The 14,957-nt window shown below is 71.8% G+C and carries 12 protein-coding genes; 6 read left to right on the top strand and 6 right to left on the bottom strand.

Going from position 1 to position 14,957, the window contains the following annotated elements:
• Positions 1-19: 19 nt before the first annotated feature.
• Complete coding sequence (locus ABZ725_RS12055) at positions 20-1,924, bottom strand: NAD-binding protein (protein ID WP_358802766.1); 1,905 nt, start codon at positions 1,922-1,924, stop codon at positions 20-22.
• Between the two features lie 249 nt (positions 1,925-2,173).
• Between ABZ725_RS12055 and ABZ725_RS12060 the strand changes: the two genes are divergently transcribed.
• From ABZ725_RS12060 to ABZ725_RS12085, 6 genes are all read left to right on the top strand, one after another.
• Positions 2,174-3,181: a permease gene (locus ABZ725_RS12060; RefSeq protein ID WP_358802767.1), complete on the top strand. Its 1,008-nt coding sequence runs from the start codon at positions 2,174-2,176 to the stop codon at positions 3,179-3,181.
• Positions 3,178-3,909: a TIGR03943 family protein gene (locus ABZ725_RS12065; protein ID WP_358802549.1), complete on the top strand. Its 732-nt coding sequence runs from the start codon at positions 3,178-3,180 to the stop codon at positions 3,907-3,909. Before ABZ725_RS12060 ends, ABZ725_RS12065 begins: the two co-directional genes overlap by 4 nt.
• Before the next feature lie 164 nt (positions 3,910-4,073).
• Positions 4,074-4,469, top strand: a complete 396-nt coding sequence (locus tag ABZ725_RS12070; RefSeq protein ID WP_358802550.1) for a luciferase family protein — start codon at positions 4,074-4,076, stop codon at positions 4,467-4,469.
• A 120-nt stretch (positions 4,470-4,589) separates the two neighbouring features.
• Entirely contained in the window at positions 4,590-5,888 is a 1,299-nt protein-coding gene (locus ABZ725_RS12075; protein ID WP_358802551.1) for an amidohydrolase family protein, read from the top strand.
• A 575-nt stretch (positions 5,889-6,463) separates the two neighbouring features.
• A complete protein-coding gene (locus tag ABZ725_RS12080) occupies positions 6,464-7,027 on the top strand; it encodes a hypothetical protein (protein WP_358802552.1) in 564 nt (187 codons plus the stop codon).
• A gap of 310 nt (positions 7,028-7,337) precedes the next feature.
• Complete coding sequence (locus ABZ725_RS12085; RefSeq protein ID WP_358802553.1) at positions 7,338-8,510, top strand: hypothetical protein; 1,173 nt, start codon at positions 7,338-7,340, stop codon at positions 8,508-8,510.
• 63 nt (positions 8,511-8,573) lie between these two features.
• Here ABZ725_RS12085 and ABZ725_RS12090 read toward each other — a convergent pair whose 3' ends face one another.
• The 5 genes from ABZ725_RS12090 to ABZ725_RS12110 form a co-directional block, all read right to left on the bottom strand.
• Positions 8,574-9,767 carry a sugar ABC transporter permease gene (locus tag ABZ725_RS12090; protein ID WP_358802554.1) on the bottom strand — a complete coding sequence of 398 codons (1,194 nt, stop codon included), beginning with the start codon at positions 9,765-9,767 and terminating at the stop codon, positions 8,574-8,576.
• The gene (locus ABZ725_RS12095; RefSeq protein ID WP_358802555.1) at positions 9,764-10,540 is read right to left on the bottom strand and encodes an ATP-binding cassette domain-containing protein; all 777 of its coding nucleotides are present in this window, start codon (positions 10,538-10,540) and stop codon (positions 9,764-9,766) included. Before ABZ725_RS12095 ends, ABZ725_RS12090 begins: the two co-directional genes overlap by 4 nt.
• Before the next feature lie 13 nt (positions 10,541-10,553).
• The gene (locus ABZ725_RS12100; protein ID WP_358802556.1) at positions 10,554-11,672 is read right to left on the bottom strand and encodes a substrate-binding domain-containing protein; all 1,119 of its coding nucleotides are present in this window, start codon (positions 11,670-11,672) and stop codon (positions 10,554-10,556) included.
• An 87-nt stretch (positions 11,673-11,759) separates the two neighbouring features.
• On the bottom strand, positions 11,760-14,108 hold the full coding sequence (locus tag ABZ725_RS12105; RefSeq protein ID WP_358802557.1) for an FtsX-like permease family protein: 2,349 nt from the start codon (positions 14,106-14,108) through the stop codon (positions 11,760-11,762).
• On the bottom strand, positions 14,105-14,932 hold the full coding sequence (locus tag ABZ725_RS12110) for an ABC transporter ATP-binding protein (protein WP_358802558.1): 828 nt from the start codon (positions 14,930-14,932) through the stop codon (positions 14,105-14,107). Before ABZ725_RS12110 ends, ABZ725_RS12105 begins: the two co-directional genes overlap by 4 nt.
• Between the last annotated feature and the right edge of the window lie 25 nt (positions 14,933-14,957).

The raw sequence follows: 14,957 nt of genomic DNA on the forward strand, positions 1-14,957 counted from the left end.
GGAGCGGGGGTTCGGAGGCCTAAACTCCCGAACCCCCTCGCCGCCGTCGCCGCAACAGCTCCGCCAGCCCCCGCCGGGTCGCGGCCAGCACCACCCGGTCCTCGCCTCGCAGGACATACGTGTCGGGCAGATCCCACACGAGTCCCGACTCCCCGGGTGTCTCCTCGCCGCCCCTGCGCCGGACGGTGCCCGCATCGAGTGCCAACACCCGCCAGTACCCTGCCCGGAACGCCTCCCCGACCGTCTTCCCCTCCAGCTGCGCATGCCCACCCACATCCAGCGCGGCGAACAGCAGCACCCGCCGCTCCACCGGAATCGCCCCCAGGATCTGCCGCCCCATCATCGCCCCGGCGAACGACGGCGCCGCGAGATGCGACACGCTCCGGCTGCGGGTCAGCGCCTGCGGATGCGCGGCCCGCAGGGTGCGGTACACGGCCGTCGCGAAGTCGTCGTCGTACAGCCGCAGCACCACCCGTAGATCGGGCCGCAGCGACCGCGCGTACAACGCGGCCTCCAGATTCGTCGTGTCGGAGCTGGTCACCGCGAGCAGCGCGTGCGCGCGGTGGATCTTCGCGGCCTCCAGCACCCCCTCCTGCGTGACGTCCCCCAGCACCACCGGCACCCGCAACCGCCGCGCCACCGCGAGCCCGCGCGCCTCGGGCCCGGCCTCGACGCACACCACGGGGATGTTCAGCTCACGCAGCCGGGTCAGCACCCGTGTGCCGATCTTCCCCAGCCCGAGCAGCACCACATGCCCGCCGAGCCCCCGGGGCGGCCGACGCAGCGCCCCGGCCCCGCGGAACGTCCCGAGCGCCTCCAGGACCGCCGCCAGCAGCACCGGCAGCAGCAGCAACCCGACCAGCCCGGAGAGAAGTTGAAGGACCTGCCGCTCGGTGGTGGCCCCGACCGCCGGATCGTTGATGGCGAACAGATCCAGCAGGGTCAGATACAGCGCCCCCAGCGGATGGATCCCGGTCGCCAGCCACAACGCCACCGCCAGCGCGAACACACAGCCCACCAACCCGGCCAGCGACCACCGCAGCCGCCGCGAGAACAGCGAGACGAACGGCGCGACGACCCCGACCCCCCGCCCGGCGGGCAGCGCGGGCCCGGCGGAGTAGGAGACCTGCTCCAGGACGACGGAACCGCGTCTGCCGGACACGGCCGCCTCCCGCACCGCCGCCGCGTCCGGCAGCAGCAGCGGCCCCTGCTCGCCGCTGGCCTCGGAACCGTCCGCGAACGCCGGGTCGCTGCCGGTCGCGGACAGCAGCGCGAGCGTGGCGCGCCCCGGCTCCCCGGTCTCCCCGGGCCCGGGCGGCGGCCGCTCGACGGCGCGCAGCAGCAGCCCGTCCGTCTGGACGACCCTGGTGGTGCCGGCGACGGCGGTCGCGGCCAGCGCGGGAGCGGCGGTGTCGGCGTCGGACAGGACGGTGGTCGAGGCCTCGCCGCCGGAGTACCCGGCGTCGACCAACGCGGCGGCCTGGTCGAGGAGTTCCTCGATGTGCTGGCCCAACCGCCGGTTGTACAGCCGCAGGACGAGCCGCAGCCGGGGGTTGAGCCGGCGGGCGGTGAGGGCGGCGCGGATGTTGGTCTCGTCGTCGTCGTACACGAGCGCCAGCGCGGCGGCCCGCTCCACACCCGCCTCGGCGAGCACGGCCTCGGTGGCCTCGACGGCCTCCAACGTCCGCTGTCCGCCGACGGGTTCGCTCGGGGCGACGGGCGCGGCCGTGCCCGCGGCCCGGCTGACGGCGGCGCTCACGACGCGGTCGAGCAGCGCCGCCGACACGGCCCGGGCCCGCCCGACGACCGGCGGCCGTACCGTTCGCTCGGTGGGCGGCACGACGAGGGTGACCTGTTCCTCGTAGACGCCGCGCAGTTCGGCGGCGAGGCGGTGCGCCAGACCGTCGTCGCCGCACACCACCATGTGCGCGCCGGCGGCCCCCGGCGGCTGACCCTGATTCGGAACGCTCCCCACGAGGGAGAAGACTGCCTCACCGGGACGGAAGGTTCCACGGAGGTCCCACCGAGGTGTCACGGATGACCGCGCAGGACCCGGAGGACGTGAACACCCCGCCCGGAACTTCCGTATGAAAGGGAGCGAATGCGAGCAACAGGCAACAGGGAGCGACCCGTGGCCATCACCGAGCCGGCCCCGCGCACGCCAGAGGCACTCATGCCGGAGAAGCGGACGCCGGAGGCGCGCACGCCGGGGGAGCGGACGCCGGAGGAGCCCAGGCGCCTCACCTCCCCCCTGGTCCTGACCATCGTCCTGCTCCTCCTGGCGCTGTTGCAGGGCCCGATCCGCCGCTCGCTGTCCGCCCCGGTGATGCAGAGCTGGACGACGGTGTTCGTGGCGGTGGTGGTCCAGGCCCTGCCGTTCCTCGTCCTCGGAGTCCTGCTGTCGGCGGCGATAGCCGTCTACGTGCCCCCCTCCTTCTTCGCCCGCGCGCTCCCCTCCCGTCCGTCGCTCGCGGTGCCGGTCGCGGGGATGGCCGGCGCGGTGCTGCCCGGCTGCGAATGCGCGTCGGTCCCGGTGGCCGGCGCCCTGGTCCGCCGGGGCGTCACCCCGGCCGCGGCCCTCGCCTTCCTCCTCTCCGCGCCGGCGATCAACCCGATCGTGCTGACGGCGACGGCCGTCGCCTTCCCCCGCAACCCGGAGATGGTGCTGGCCCGCTTCGTGGCCAGCCTGCTCGCGGCGTGCGCGATGGGCTGGCTGTGGCAACGGCTGGGCCGCACGGACTGGCTGCGCCTGCCGGAGCACGCGCCGCACGAGGGCGAGACGAAGGGGGCCGCGTTCTGGGACTCCGTCCGGCACGACGTGATGCACGCGGGCGGCTTCCTCGTCGTGGGCGCGATGGCGGCGGCGACCCTGAAGGCCGTCGCCCCGGAGAGCTGGCTGCGCACGGCGGCGGACAACCCGGCGGTTGCCGTGCTGACCCTCGCCGTCCTCGCGGTGATCCTCTCCATCTGCTCGGAGGCGGACGCGTTCGTCGCCGCCTCCCTGACCCAGTTCTCCCTCACGGCCCGGCTCGCCTTCCTGGTGGTCGGCCCGATGATCGACCTCAAGCTGTTCGCGATGCAGGCGGGCACGTTCGGCCGGGGCTTCGCCCTGCGCTTCGCCCCGGCGACCTTCGCGCTGGCGATCACGTCGGCGCTGCTGACGGGATGGATACTCCTGTGAACCGACAGTCCCAGGCGGCCGTCCTCTTCCTCCTCGGCGCGGCCCTTCTGCACGCCGGCACCACCGACCTCTACCTCCGCTACGTCAAGGCGGGCCTGCGCCCCCTGCTGCTGGCGGCAGGCGCGATCCTGATCCTGACAGCGCTGGCGACGGCTTGGTACGAGCGCAGGAGAACACAGCGCGAGCAGCAGCAGACGGATGCCCAGGGGCACGCCCCGCACCCCGAACCCCGGGTCTCCTGGCTGCTGATCCTCCCCCTCCTGGCGCTGATCCTGGTCGCCCCGCCGGCCCTGGGCTCGTACAGCGCGACCCGCACCGGCACAGCCCTCCAGGAGCCCCTCGCCTACCCCGCCCTCCCCGCCACCGACCCGCTGCCCCTCAGCGTCGTCGACTACGCGGGCCGAGCCGTGTACGACCACGGCCGCACCCTCACCGGGCGCGAGGTCGAACTCACCGGCTTCGTGGCGCTGGACCACGACGGCACCCCGTACCTGATCCGCATGGCCCTCAACTGCTGCGCCGCCGACGCCCAGCCGGTCAAGGTCGGCCTGACCGGCGCGATTCCCCCGGTCCTCCAACCGGACACCTGGCTGATCGTCACCGGCACGTACACCCCGCGCACCACCCGCGACCCGGTCAACGACGGCCCGATCCCGTTCATCAAGGTCACCGCGGCCAAACCGACCAAGACACCCCGTGACCCCTACGACGAGTCGTGGAACAACTGACCTGCCGCGAGCCGGTACCTGATTCCCGAGCCTGATCCCCGGCCCCTGAAGGTGATCTCCCGAGCCCTGAACCCGTGCTCCGGGACGCCCTCTGTCCCGCTACAGCCCGGTTAAGCCTTCCTCAACCTCTGGTGGCCGGGCGGTGATCGCCCCATGATGGGGTCATGACGGCGGCCTCGCGTGCCTTGACACGACTGGCGATCTGGCCGGACCTCGCGGAGGGCCGGCCCAGCTGCGGCACCGGTCGGGCGTTGCGCTCGGGCGGGGTCGAGATCGCGCACTTCCATTCCGACCGGAGTGTCGACCTGCATCTCACCGCCAAGGCGATCCGTCGGTTCGAGAAGGATCTGAGGCACTCCAGCGCCATCCGGCTGCTGCCCGGCTCGCCGTGGGTGACCGTCCATCTGGAGTGCGAGACGGACATCGACCTGCTCATGACGCTGGTCAGCGCCGCCCTCCAGGCCCATCAGCGGCACCCGGTCGCCGACGACGCCCCCCTCCCGGTGTGCAACGACCACCGGGAAGCGGCGCTCGCCCGCGACGGCGTCGGCGGCGTCTGAACTCCTTTTTCTCTCAAGGGTGGTCACGTTCCGGAGGTTGAGTCTCCTCTGGTGAGAATGTAATTTACGTTTACAGAGAGGCTCCTGCTCGATCGCTCCGAACGCTCGAAAGGAACCGGCATGGAACGGGACGACCTGATCCTGATCAGCGTGGACGACCACATCATCGAGCCGCCGGACGTCTTCGTGAACCACCTCCCGAAGCGGTACCGCGACGACGCCCCGCGCCTCGTGCATCGCGAGGACGGCAGCGATGTATGGCAGTTCCGCGACAACACGGTGGGCAATGCCGCGCTCAACGCCGTGGCCGGGCGGCCCAAGGAGGAGTACGGCCTCGACCCCCAGGGCATGGACGAGATCCGGCCCGGCTGCTACGACGTCCACGAGCGCGTCAAGGACATGAACGCCGGCGGGATCCTCGTCCAGATGAACTTCCCGTCCTTCCCCGGCTTCTCGGCCAGGCTGTTCGCCACCGAGGACTCCGACTTCTCGCTCGCCCTCGTGCGCGCCTACAACGACTGGCACATCGACGAGTGGTGCGGGGCCTACCCCGGTCGCTTCATCCCGATGGCCCTCCCCGCCATCTGGGACGCCGAACTGTGCGCGGGCGAGATGCGGCGGGTCGCCGCCAAGGGCTGCCACTCGATGACGTTCCCGGAGAACCCGGCGGTGCTCGGCTATCCGAGCTTCCACGACCCGTACTGGAACCCGGTGTGGCAGGCGGCCTGTGACACCGGCACCGTGCTGTCGGTGCACATCGGTTCCTCGGGCCGCCTCGCCATCCCGGCCGTGGACTCGCCGCCCGACGTCATGATCACGCTGCAGCCGATCAACCTCGTCCAGGCCGCGGCCGACCTGCTGTGGTCCCGCACGCTCAAGGAGTTCCCGGATCTGAAGATCGCCCTGTCGGAGGGCGGCACGGGCTGGATCCCGTACTTCCTCGAGCGCGTGGACCGCACCTTCGAGATGCACGCGGCCTGGACCCTCCAGGACTTCGGCGGCAAGCTGCCCTCCGAGGTCTTCCGCGAGCACTTCCTGACCTGCTTCATCACCGACAAGCTGGGCGTCCGGCTCCGGCACGACATCGGGATCGACAACATCGCCTGGGAGGGCGACTACCCGCACAGCGACTCCCTGTGGCCGGACGCCCCGGAACAGCTGCACGAGGTGCTGGTGGACTGCGCCGTCCCGGACTCGGACATCGCGAAGATGAGCCACGAGAACGCGATGCGCTGGTACTCCTTCGACCCGTTCAGCCATGTCCCGAGGGACCAGGCCACGGTGGGCGCACTGCGCAGGGCCGCCGCGGGGCACGACGTCGGCATCCGGCCGCGCAGCCGGCAGCTGACCGAGCCGGTGGACAAACTGGAGGCCTTCCGGGCCCGCGCACGCGCGGCGATCGCAGCGGCGGCCAAGTAGGCCGCCGACCCGCCGACCCGCAGGCCTGCCGATCCGCAGGCCTGCCGATCCGCAGGCCTGCCGACCCGCTGGCCCGCTGGCCCGCCGGCCCGCTGGCCCGCCGGCCCGCTGGCCCGCTGGCCCGCTGGCCCGCCGGCTCGTTGGCTCGTTGGCTCGTTGGCCCGCTGGCCCGCCGACCCGTCGGCCCGTCGACCTGCCGACTCGCTGGCCCGCCGACCTGCCGACCCGTCGGCCCGTCGACCTGCCGACTCGCCGACCCGCCGACCCGCGGGCCTGCCGACCCGCGGGCCTGCCGACCCGCGGGCCTGCCGATCCGCAGGCCTGCCGACCCGCTGGCCCGCTGGCCCGCCGACCTGCCGACCCGTCGACCCGTCGGCCCGTCGGCCTGCCGACTCGCTGGCCTGCCGACCTGCTGGCCTGCCGACTAGCTGGCCTGTCGACTAGCCGACCTGCCGACCTGCCGACCCCACAAGCCGCCGACCCCTCGTTGCGGGTTGTCGCGGGCATGCCGCCCCTGGATAGCTGACGGTCCGTCAGATATCGTCTGGGGCACCGACGCAGAAGGGGTGAGCGCCATGGAGGCCCGTTCGACCGGTTCGACCCGTCCTTCTCCGAGTCCGCAGCCGCCGGGGGCTCCCCGCTGGGTGGCGATGTTCTACGACCCGCCCTCGGCGTCCTGGCGGCAGGCCGCCGATTCCCCCGACCGCACGCCGGTGCTGTACGCGATCGGCGAGATGACCCAGGTCAAACGGGCCCGGGGCGACGAGGCGATCGTCGCCCTGTGGGGCCCGAAGGGCGGGGAGGTCGGGGCGGTCGATGAGGCCGGGGAGTGGGAGCGCTTCGACCCGGCCGTTTCGGAGGCCGTCTCAGGGCCGGAGACCGCATCCCCGCCGACGCCCGCCGACGGCGCCGCCCTCCCGGGCGCCTCCCAGGGCCACGCCAAGCTCGCGGAACGCATGGAGGACCGCCGCCAGCAGGTCCTGATGGCGGGCCTGGGCAAGGCCGGCCTCTACGACCTCACCCCAGACGACGAGGCGGCCGTCAAAGCCCTGGTCGACCACGTCGACGAGACCACTCTGCGCCGGGTCGCCCACTGGCTGGCACAGACCGCCGGCACCGGACCGGGTGGCGCCGGCTAGAACGACTCCAGCGCCCGGGCGGCCCGCGCCTCCCCGCCTTCGGCCCCTGGGCAGACAAAGGCCCGATCGCTGGTGACGGGGGATGCACCAGCGACCGGGCTATGGCCAAAGCTAACAAGCCTTGCTGGTCCGACGGGAGTGGACGGCACAGCTCCTCTCCCGTTGTGATCGGGATCACTGAAACATCCCCGGGTGTGCGCACCCTCCGCTGACCTCCCGCTCACCGTCTGCATAGCCTGGAGCTTTCCAACAGGCGAACCTCGATCCATCCCCTCGCGCAGAGCGGCCCCTTCCTGCGAGGCTCGGACACGTGACGTACGTAGTGACCGTGGACACCAGCATCCCGGAGGGCACTCCGGAGATGGACCCGCTCCAGCGCGCCGGCGCGGTGGCGCTCATCGAGGACGGATTCGAGTCCGTCAGGGCCGTCGAAGGGCCCGACGGTGTGGAGGTCGAACTTCTCGACACCATCGTGGCCGTCTACTCCGGCGGAGCCCTGCTGAAGGTGATCGTGGACGCACCGGCCCTGGAGTTCGCCGAGGACTCGGTGCAGGCGCTGGTCGACGAACTGTTGGAGCGCACGGAGCTGCTGGCCGACTGGAAGATCGAGCGGTGCGAGGTCGAACTGCACCAGGATCTGGCCAGGGAGAGCCTCGACGCGGCCGACGGCCCCGACGCACCGCCCGACGACCCCGCCGTCCGCAAGGCCCGGCACAGCGAGGTCCCGGTGACCGACGGCGTCGCGGAGCGCTACGCGGCCGGGGCGAAGGCCGAGGCCGCCCGCGTCCGGATGCTGAGCCTGGCGGACGAACTCCGCTCCTTCCCGCCGGCCGTGTTCGGCGTGCTCGACGACGCCGTCCCGACCGAGAGCGCCCGACTCGCCGCCGGCGCCCTCGTCCACGCGACCGACTCCCTGGTGGACGAGTTGTTCGAGGACGTCCAGGTCCTGACCCAGGAGGACGCCACCGTCGCCGAGTGCGAAGGTCCCCTCTGGCACCTGGAACGCCTTCCCGACCGCTACGCCCTCCAGTACGACGCCCGTTTCGCCCGCCGCTTCCTGGTCACGGTGATCGCCATGACCACCCGCTTCACCGACGGCAGCTTCCAGCGGCTCAGCTGCGTCGCCGAGGGACTCGCCCTGAGGTTCCTGCTGGGCCAGGCGACCATGACCCTGGAGCTGTACGAGCTCCTCGACGACGACGTCTCGGCCGCCCTCGACGCGTTCGCCGGCAGCGTGTTCGAGGACCTGGACCACGACTGGCTCTACGACTGGCTCTACGACGACTCGCCGGACGGCATCGACGAGGACCACAGGGAAGCGGCTCTCGGAGTCCCGCCCTTGGCGGTCCCTCCGACCCCGCCCCTGGCGGGCTCCCCCCTGGCGGTCCCCCCACTGGCGATCGGCGACTGGTTCACCCCGTTCGACCGCGGCAGATACGTTCACCCGTCAGCGGCGGACGAACCGGACGGCGCGGCGCACTGAGGCCGCAAGCCACAGCGCACGGAGACCCACCCGGGGGCCGGCCGCGGCCTCCGGGAACGGGCCTCAGACCCGCCCGCGTGACTCCGCGGCCCGCCGTGCCAACGAGTCGAAGGTCACCGCGGCGAGCAGCACCCCGCCCGTGATCATGAACTGCACCGGCGGCTCGACCCCCAGCAGCGCCATGCCCGAGGCGATCGACTGGATGATGAGCACCCCCAGCAGCGCGGACCAGGTCGAGCCCCGCCCGCCGAACAGACTCGTGCCGCCGATGATGGCGGCGGCGATCGCGTTGATCAGCAGCATGCCGGAGCCCGGCACCGAGCTCGCGGACGTCAGCCGGGACGCCACGAACAGACCGCCGATCGCGGCCAGGCCCCCCGACGCGACGAACACCGCGATCCGCACCCGCGCCACATGGACGCCCGCCCGCCGCGCCGCCTCCACCCCGCCGCCCAGCGCGAGGACCTGCCGGCCGTAGGGCGTGCGGCGCAGAAAGAGGTCCGTGGCGACGATCGCCCCGATGAAGATCAGAAGCGCCAGCGGCAGTCCCTCGAACCGCCCCAGCACATAGACGACGGCGAACGTGACCACCGCGAGCAGCGCCGTGCGCGCCCAGATCTCGCTCACGGCCCGGTGCGGCATCCCGGCGGCGTCGCGCCGCCGTCGGTCGTGGAAGGAGACGAGGAGGTACGCGGCCGTGCCCAGCGCCGCCACGCCGTACGTGACGACGGCAGCACTGAAGTAGTGGCTGGTCAGCGTGGCGACCAGACCGTCCTCGTCGAAGTTGATGCTGCTCTCGGTCCCCAGCAGGTAGAGCATCAGGCCGTTCCAGGCCAGCAGCCCCGCCAGCGTCACCACGAACGCGGGCACCCCGATCTTGGCGAAGAAGAACCCCTGGACGCCCCCGGCGGCCGCACCGCCGACCACCGCGATGACGACCGCGAGCCATTCCGGCATCCCGAGGTTCACGTTCAGCGCCGCGAACATGGCGCCGGACAGCCCGGCGAGCGACCCCACCGACAGGTCGATCTCACCGATCAGCAGCACGAACACGATGCCGACGGCGATCATGCCCGTCCCGACGATGTCCACGCTCAGGACGGACAGGTTGCGCGGCGAGAGGAAGTTGTCGTTGAGCCCCTGGAAGACCGCCCAGGTCACGGCGAGAGCGAGCAGAACGGGCACCGGCCCGAGATCCCGTTCATGCAGCCGCCGACGCACAGCGCCGAAGTACTCCGCCGGCGGCCTCCCCTTCACGGCCACGTCTCCTCCGGGCGGGTCGAACGGTGGCCGACGGCGTTGTCCGCCGCGCCGGTGACGGAGGAGATGATCTGTTCCTGGGAGGTCGTGTTCACGTCGAAGAGCCCGTTGTTACGGCCGAGGCGCAGGACGGCCACCCGGTCGGCGACGGCCTTGATGTCGCCCATGTTGTGGCTGATGAGCAGGATCCCGAGGCCCTGGTCGCGCAGTGTCTCGATGAGGTCGAGGAGCTGACTGGTCTGCTCGACGCCCAGCGAGGCGGTGGGCTCGTCCAGCAACAGCAGCCGGGGCGTGCCGAGCAGCGAGCGCGTGATGGCGACGACCTGCCGCTGACCGCCGGAGAGCGAGGCGACCGGCGCCCGCACATCGGGAATGCGGATGGACAGGGTGTGCAGCAGCTCGTTGGTGTGCCGCTCCATCTCGACCTCGTCGAGGATGCCGAACCGATGGATCTCCCGCCCGAGGAAGAGATTGCCGACGACGTCGAGGTTGTCGCACATCGCGAGGTCCTGATAGACGGTCGCGATGCCCAGCCCCTGGGCGTCCTGGGGCCGCTTGATCTGGATCGCGCTACCCTGCCACTCGATGACGCCCCGGTCGGCGGGGCCGACCCCCGAGATCACCTTGACCAGCGTGGACTTACCGGCGGCGTTGTCGCCCACCAGCGCGACCACCTCCCCGGCCCTGATCTCCAGCTCGACGTCCACCAAGGCCTGGACGGCGGCGAACCGCTTCGAGACGCCACGCAGCGCGAGCAGGGGCTGAGGCACGGAGGCCACCTCCTCACCGGATCAGTCCTGCGTCCTCACACGCAGACCGCAGCTTAGGAGTACAAATCTCATCAATGGTGTACATACCATCCTTGACGAGCGTGTCCTTGATGTTCCCGACGGTCACGGAGACGGACGGAAGGAGCACGGCGGGGATGTCCTCGGTGGTGCCGTTGTCGACGGTCCCGGTGGCGATGGACGCGACCGACTCCCCGCGCCCGAGGGCGACGGCCATCTCGGCGGCGGCGTCGGCCGCGGGCTTGTAGGGCTTGTAGACGGTCATGTACTGCTCGCCCCTGACGATCCGCTGCACGGCCACGAGGTCGGCATCCTGCCCGGTGACCGGCGGCAGCGGTCTGACCTCGGTGGCGTTGAGCGCGGAGATGACCGCGCCGGCGAGGCTGTCATTGGCGGCAAGGACGCCGTCGATGTTCCCGGCCCCCAGGGCTGCGATGGCTCCCTTCATGTTCACGAAGGCGTTCTCGGGCCGCCACCCGGCGGTGTCGTAGGACTTGCCGATCTTCACCTTGCCGTCGAGGACGGAGAGCGCCCCCCGCTTGAACCAGCCGGCATTGGGATCGGTGGTGGCCCCGTTCATCATGACGATCTGCCGCCCCTGAGGCTGCGGACCCATGGCCTTGAGCAGGGCTTCCCCCTGAAGCCGCCCGACGGTCGCACCGTCGAACGTCACATACCCGGAGATGGCCCCCTCGGCGAGCCGGTCATAGGCGACCACGGGAATCCCGGCCCGATGAGCGGCGTCGACCGACGAATGCAGCAACTGGGGATCGACGGCAGCGATGATCAGAACGTCCACATCCCTGACGATCATGGCCTCGAGCTGCTGTCGCTGAACCGCGGGATCGGGCGTGGCGGCGATGACGACGGGACACCCGGAACACAGCTCCTTCAGCTTCGCCTGGATGAGCGGCCGATCGAACTGCCCGAACCGAGAGGCCCCGCCCCCCGGAAGCAACACCCCGACGTCAAGACGCCCGTCCCCGCCCCCTTCACCCCCACCGCCCCCACACCCGGCCCCAGCCAGAACCAGCCCGCCGGCAACCACGATCGCTACGGCCCCACGGGCAAGGAACCCACGCTTCATCGCCGGAAACCTGGCGCCAAGACCCATTATCGATTCCTCAGAATCTATCCCGTATTACCCCATAGTAGGCGCTCCCTCACGGCCTCGCCCGGGCTGCGTACCCGACCCGACCTCCTATTCGGTGCGCAGGGCCGTGGCGGTTCGGGTCCTGGCGGCCCAGCCGGCGGGCAGGAGCGCACCCAGCGTGGCGATGAGCAGGCCGCCGAGTGCGAGCGGGAGCAACTCGGCCGGGTGGTAGACGGCCATGACGGAACGGGGGAGGCGGAGCCCCACGCTGTCGCCCATCGCGGGGAGGACCCAGCCGTGCAGGGCCACGCCGAGCGGCACGCCCAGCGTGCCCGCGACCAGCCCGGTCACGGCGACCGAGGTCAGGACCATCGCGACGGTCTGCCGGGGGGTCATGCCGAGCGCCTTGTGGACACCGATCTCCCGGACGCGCTCGCGGGTGTCGAGCAGCACGCCGTTCAGCACGCCGAGCGCGGCCACGGCGACGAGCATCAGCGTGAGGATCGCGGACAGCGCGTTGAGCGTGACGACCACGTCGCCGCCGGCGTCGAGCCCACCGGCCCGCGCGGTGACCCCCAGCGGTGCCAGGTCCTTGTTCAGCGCGTCGACGTAGCCGGTCACATCGGTGCCCGAGGTGACCGCGATGTGATGGCTCGTCTCCGTCAGGTCGGGATGGGCGGACGTGAGGGTCGAGGCGTCGGTGAAGACCTGCATGCCGTCGTTGCGGGGGTCGAGGACCTCGCCGACGATCCGGACCGTGACCGGCTCGGCCAGGCCGTTCAGGGTGACGGTGTCGCCGATGCGGGTGCCGGTGGCAGCCAGGAAGGGGGTCGGGACCACGGCCTCGCCGGGTGTGTCGATCCAGCGGCCCGAGACCATCGCGAAGCCGCCCCAGGAGGCGTCGCCGGTGAAGGCGTTCACGTCGACGGTGCCGGTCAGGCCGGACACGGTCGCCCGTACCGTCGCGAGGCTGTAGTGCTTCCCGGTTCCGGCGGCGGCCTCGATGCCCGCGGCGACCGCGGCGGGATCGACCTCGGGCTGCTTCTCGGGGGCCGGGCCCTGGGGTCCGAAGTCCGGCAGGGGCGCGGGCACGACGACATCGGCGACGTCGTGGGCCCTGGCCTTCATCACCTCGCCGAGCGAGGCTCCCATCCCCACGGTGAACGTGACGGCGACGGCGCCGAACAGGATCGCCGTGCCCATGGCCAGCGCACGGGCAGGCCGCGCGAAGGGCCGGACCAGGCCCAGGGCGACCGGCTGCGGCAACGGCAGCCGTCCGGCCAGAGCGGCCGTCCACCGGCCGCGCCCCGCCGAGGCGGTACGCCCGACGGCGAGCGCGTCGACCGTACGCAGCCGGCCGGCCCGCCAGGCACTCGCCCAGGCGGTCGCCGCCACCAGGCCGAGCACCCCGGCGATCACCGCCAGATCGACCCAGGGAGCGATGGCCAGGGACGAGGTGCCGTAGACCTCCTCGGTCTCGGCCAGTACGGGGACGGCGAGCAGATGGCCGACGAGGACACCGAGGGCCGTGCCGACGGCGGCCGGGATCAGCGCCTGGCCCACGTAGGCCCGCACGACCTGGGCGGGGGTGAAGCCGACGGCCTTGAGGATGCCGATGCGGCGCGTTCCCGTGCCGACGGCCGACGCGACGACGTTGCCGACGACAAGCACCGACATGACCAGGCCCAGGGTGCCGAACGCGATGAGGAACGGGACGTAGAGGGCGGTGTCCTGCTCGGCGGTCTTCTTGACGGTGAGCCATGACTGTTCGCCGACGGCCGCTCCCGGCGCCATGGATTCCGTCACGGCCTTGCGGCCCGCGGTGATCTGCGCGGCGGTGCCCGCGTCGGTGAAGCGGTACAGCATCTGGTAGCCGCCGCTCCCGGGCGCGATGAGCGCCGGCATCTGGGCCGGAACCACCCAGGCATCAGCGGTCTGCGTGACCGAGCGGGCCACACCGACCACCGTCAGCGTCGGACCGCCGGGCAGATCGGGGAAGGCGATCTTCATGCCCATGGTCGCGAAGATCGAGGAGTCGGCGGACAGCACGATCTCGCCGGAGCGCGTGGGCCACCGCCCGTCGATCAGCGCCACCTCGTCCACGTCCCGGCCGGGATCGCCCCGGCCGACCACGGTCATCGGCCACTCGGGGCCCGCCCCCTCCGACCGCGGGGTGACCGTCGTCGTACGGAACGGCCCGGCCGCACTGCTCACCCCTTCGGCGTCCTTGGACCTCGCCAACTGCCCGGCACTCACCTTGCCCGCGTCGAACTGCACGGACAGATGCGCGCCGTGCTGCTCGGCGAAGGCGTCGTCGAAGGGCGCGCCGGAAATCACGAGCAGCGTTCCGCCGAGGACGGAGGCGGCCACCGCCATCATCGTGGCGAGCCCGATCACCAGTGTCTGCACCCGGCGCCGTCCCACTCCCGAGCGCACCACCTTTCCGAGCGCGCTCATCGGACGACGTCCGAGGCGACGGTCTGCGAGGCAACGGCCTGCGAGGTGACGGTCCGCGAGGCGACGGCCTCCGAGGCGACGGCCTGCGAGGCGACGGTCTGCGAGGCGACGGCCTCCGAGGCGACGGCCTCCGAGGCGACGGCCTGCGACCGGACGTCCTCGGTGATCCGGCCGTCGGCGATCCGGACCGTACGGTTCGTGCAGGACCGGGCCAGAGTCAGGTCGTGGGTGACCACGACGATGGTCTGGCCCTCGGCATTGAGGCCGGTGAGCAGCTTGCTGACGTCCTGTCCGGCAGCCGTGTCCAGGGCCCCGGTCGGCTCGTCGGCCAGGAGCAGCGCCGGCCGGTTCATCAACGCCCGGGCCACCGCGACACGTTGGCGTTCACCGCCGGACAGTCGTCCCGGGTAGGTGCGGGCGTGCCGGTCGATGCCCAGCAGTTCCAGGAGTTCCGCTGTCCGGCGGTTCGCCTCGCCACGTGCCATACCCGCGAGGCGCGCGGGCAGGACGACATTGTCGGTGACGGTCAGATCGTCGAGCAGGTTGAAGAACTGGAAGACCATGCCGATCTTCGCCCGCCGGTAGAGCGCCGACCCGGCTTCGCCCAGCCGGTCCACCCGTACCCCGTCGACGGTGACCGTCCCCGTGTCGGGCCGGTCCAGGCCCGCGATCAGATTGAGCAGCGTGGACTTGCCGCTGCCGGAAGGGCCGAGGATCGCGACGGCCTCGCCGGGCCGCACGGTCAGCGACGCCTCGTGCAGAGCGGGCGGGCCGTCGTCGTACCGGCGGCTCACCTCGCGCAGTTCGATCACCGGCATGGTCATGAAAGGCTCCTCGGGTAGCGGCAGT

Source organism: Streptomyces sp. NPDC006872, assembly GCF_040635845.1.
Taxonomy (GTDB): domain Bacteria; phylum Actinomycetota; class Actinomycetes; order Streptomycetales; family Streptomycetaceae; genus Streptomyces.